Origin of the sequence: Mycolicibacterium chubuense, from assembly GCF_001044255.1 — a bacterium.
In the GTDB taxonomy this organism is placed as follows: domain Bacteria; phylum Actinomycetota; class Actinomycetes; order Mycobacteriales; family Mycobacteriaceae; genus Mycobacterium; species Mycobacterium chubuense.
Genome location: NZ_JYNX01000055.1, coordinates 1 through 3,598 on the forward strand (window position 1 = coordinate 1; position 3,598 = coordinate 3,598).

The window sequence follows — 3,598 nt, forward strand, 5'->3', positions numbered from 1 at the left end:
GACCCACCCGTCGAACATGAACTGCAAATGCCGCACCCACCATCTCGGCAAGACCTTCGCCGAGGGCTGGCGGGAAGTGCAATCACCCGACGGCACAATCACCTTCACAGCACCCGACGGCCGCACCTACACCACCCGCCCCGGCTGCGCGCTGTTCTTTCCGACCTTCCCCGCCACCACCGCCGACCTGCCGCTCCCGCCACCGATACCCCCACCCAACCCTCAACGTATCGCCAAGATGCCCACCNCCCCGCCACCACCGCCGACCTGCCGCTCCCGCCACCGATACCCCCACCCAACCCTCAACGTATCGCCAAGATGCCCACCCGCCGACGCCTCCGCAGCGCCGACGACGCCGCACGCATCAAAGCCGAACGCGCACACAACAAACAAGCCCGCACGGCGGCACTGAACGGCCCGCCGCGCGCGATACCCCTCAGCCGCGATGACCCGCCGTTCTGAAGCCCTGTCAGTGCAGCAGAGCCCCCCTCAGCGCGGCGCCCTGCATCTCGAACAGCCGCCCACTGGTCTCCCAGTCAGGGACCAGCGCGTCGAAACCGTGGCAGGTGCCCGGGAAGAGGTGGAGCTCGGTGGACACGCCCGCCCACTGCAGTCGCAACGCGTAATCGATGGCCTCGTCGCGCAGGGGGTCGAGTTCCGAGCACGTGATCAGCGCGGCGGGCAGGCCGGTGAGATCGGACCCCCGCCCCGGCGCCGCCTCGGGGGTGGCCGGCGCGCCCGCCAGGTAGTGCTCCCACATCCAGCGGACCGCCTCGGAGTCGAAACCCGGTGTCGACGAGAACTCTTCCTTGGACGGGCTCGGCCGGTCGTCGAGCACCGGCTGGTGCAGCATCTGGAACACCACGGGCGCGGCGTCCCCCGCCGCAGCCCTCGCAGCCACGCCCGCCGCCAGCGCTCCCCCGGCACTGCTGCCCGCCACGGCCACCGCACCGGCATCGATGCCGAGCTCGGCACTGCACCGCACCGTCCACTCCAGCACCGCGGCCACGTCGTCCAGGGCAGCCGGGAAGGGATGCTCGGGCGCCAGGCGGTAGTCCACCGAGATCACCGTGCAGCGGCCCCGCCGCGCGTACTCGATGCACTGCCGCTGATCGGTATCCAGGTTGCCGAGCACGAACGCGCCCGCGTGGCAGTAGATCACGGCCGGCGACGGCGGCGGACCGCCTCGATAGATCCGCACCTCGATGCTGTCACCCGATCCGCTGGTCACCGTGCGCTGCTCGATCTCCAATCCGATCGTGTCCAGTGTTCTGGCGGCTTCGCCGCGTCGTTGGTTCAGCGAATCGCGGACCGCGCCGAGCACGGCAGGCGACAGATCTGCGCGGGAATCGGCCAGATGCCGCAGGGCAGGGTCGAGCCGTTCGGTGATCGTCATCGGTCCACCTCCCGTTCGTCTGCGTCGAAACGGTAGTCTCCCGGCCGGAAGCGGCGTGTGAGCGCCCAGAAGTGCCCGGCGCTGCGCGGCCACTGCGTGACCACCCGGCCGTTGGCGGCGCGGAAGTAGTTGCTGCACCGCGTCAGCCAGACCGTGCCGGTCATCCACGTGTCGATCCGCGTGAGGAAGTCGGTCATCACCTCGGGACGCACCTCGATGACGGCCTTGTTCCTGCGGCGCAGATACTTCAGGGTCCGCACGATGTAGCGGGCCTGCGCCTCCAGCATGAAGATCACGCTGTTGGAACCGACATTGGTGTTGGGCCCGTACAGCATGAAGAAATTCGGATAGCCGGGCACGGTCATGCCCAGATAGGCGAAGGCTCCGTCGCCCCAGGTGTGGCTCAGGGTGGCCCCGTCCACTCCGCGGACCTCCAGCTGTCCCAGGTAGTCCGCCGCGGCGTAACCGGTCGCGCACACCACCACGTCGACGTCGAGTTCGGTGCCGTCGGCGGTCACCAGCGATCGCGACCGCAGAGCGCGGGCGGGGCTGGAGACCACCTCGACGTGCGGCTGACCGAGCGTGCGCAGGTAATCGCCGGCGAACACCAACCGCTTGCAGCCCATCGGGTGGTCGGGCGTCAGCCGACGCCGCAGGTCGTCGTCGGCGATGGCGGCCCGGAGAGACTGCAGCGCAAGGGCGGTGAACTCCCGGGTCTTGTCGCTGCCGTGCTCGATGACCGAGATGTTGGCCTCGCTGCGCCACCACAGCCGGTTGCGGTAGACCCTGGCGGCCAGCGGCACATGGGCGAACACCCACTTCTCCCGCCGGCTGTACTCCCGGTCGGGTTTGGGCAGCACCCACGTCGGCGATCGCTGCACCGAATACACCGTGTCGGCCATCTTCGCGATCTCGGGGATCAGTTGCGCCGCGGTCGATCCGGTGCCGAGCACGGCCACCTTCGCGCCCCGCAGATCCACGGAGTGATCCCACCGCGCCGTGTGGAAGATGGTCCCGGTGAACGGCTCCTCCTCGACGAGGTCGGGCATCACCGGCCGGCTGAACAGTCCGACCGCAGACACCACGATGTCGAAGAAGTACTCAGCGCCGCCCGCGGTGCGCAACCGCCAGCGCTGCACATCAGCCTGCCAGTGCGCCGAAACGATTTCGGTGTCGAGCCGCAGGTGTGGGCCGAGGCGGTGGCGGTGCGCGCAGCGCTCGAAGTAGTCGAGGATCTCCCGCTGACCCGACCACATCCGCGACCAGCGCGGGTTCAGGTCGAAAGAGTACGAATAGAGGTGCGATTTAACGTCACAGGCCAGGCCGGGATAGGTGTTGATCCGCCAGGTGCCGCCGATACCGCTTTCGCGGTCGAAGATCGTGACGTCGTCAAAGCCCGCCTTGCGCAGCAAGATTCCGAGCGCCAGTCCGCCCGGGCCGGCGCCGATGATCCCCACCGAGGGCCATGTCGTCACGACCGCCTCATCCGATCGTCAGGGATTGCCCACCATCGACGATGAGCTCCGATCCGGTGATGAACGATGCGTGCTCCGACGCCAGGAACGCCACCGCGTCGGCGATCTCGACGGGCCTGCCGATGCGGCCCATCAGCGCGTGCGCGGCCAACCGGGATTGTGTGTCCGCGTCGAGCATCGGTGTCTCGACCGGCCCGGGGAACACCGCGTTCACCCGGATCCCGTCGGGCGCCAGCTCCACGGCTGCGACCTGCGTCAGCCCCCTCAGCGCCCATTTCGACGACCCGTACGCCGCGTGGTTCGGGAACGGCCTGATCGCGCCCGTGCTGCACGTGTTGACCACCGAGGCGCCCGCGGCGTCCCGCAGATGCGGCAGTGCGGCGCGGATGCCCAGGAACGGCCCGAGACAGTTCACCCGCCAACTACCCTCGAATCCGTCGGCCGTCTCGTCGGCCAGCGGACGGCGATGCAGCACACCGGCGTTGTTGACCAGCGTGGTGAGTCCGCCGAACTCCCCGACTGTGGCCGCGATTGCCGTCGCCCACTGTTCGTCCGATGTCACGTCGAGCTGCAGCCCCAGGACGCCGTCACCGCAAGCCTCGACTGGGCGCACATCGCACGCGGCGACCCGGTAGCCGTCCTCGAGGAGCCGGGCCGTGATCGCCGCGCCCTGCCCGCGGGCGGCGCCGGTGACGAGTGCGACGGGCATCAGAGGGACCCGGTGGCC

At 69.3% G+C, this 3,598-nt stretch carries 3 protein-coding genes and 2 pseudogenes; 2 read left to right on the plus strand and 3 right to left on the minus strand.

All coding sequences use genetic code 11. The annotated features are described in order from the left end of the window. Window positions 1-247 (plus strand): annotated as a pseudogene (locus MCHUDSM44219_RS31130) (HNH endonuclease signature motif containing protein); the annotation flags it as partial. 1 nt (window position 248) lies between these two features. Then, window positions 249-462 (plus strand): annotated as a pseudogene (locus MCHUDSM44219_RS31135) (hypothetical protein); the annotation flags it as partial. 7 nt (window positions 463-469) lie between these two features. Here MCHUDSM44219_RS31135 and MCHUDSM44219_RS17600 read toward each other — a convergent pair. From MCHUDSM44219_RS17600 to MCHUDSM44219_RS17610, 3 genes are read right to left on the minus strand one after another with little or no spacing between them, the layout of a single operon-like run. Further along, window positions 470-1,396 carry an alpha/beta hydrolase gene (locus tag MCHUDSM44219_RS17600; RefSeq protein ID WP_048419555.1) on the minus strand — a complete coding sequence of 309 codons (927 nt, stop codon included), beginning with the start codon at window positions 1,394-1,396 and terminating at the stop codon, window positions 470-472. After that, window positions 1,393-2,871 carry a flavin-containing monooxygenase gene (locus MCHUDSM44219_RS17605; RefSeq protein WP_048419556.1) on the minus strand — a complete coding sequence of 493 codons (1,479 nt, stop codon included), beginning with the start codon at window positions 2,869-2,871 and terminating at the stop codon, window positions 1,393-1,395. The genes MCHUDSM44219_RS17600 and MCHUDSM44219_RS17605 overlap by 4 nt, the downstream gene beginning before the upstream one ends. Window positions 2,872-2,878: 7 nt before the next feature. Further along, window positions 2,879-3,580, minus strand: coding sequence for an SDR family NAD(P)-dependent oxidoreductase (locus MCHUDSM44219_RS17610; protein ID WP_048419557.1), 702 nt, complete (start codon window positions 3,578-3,580; stop codon window positions 2,879-2,881). Window positions 3,581-3,598 lie beyond the last annotated feature (18 nt).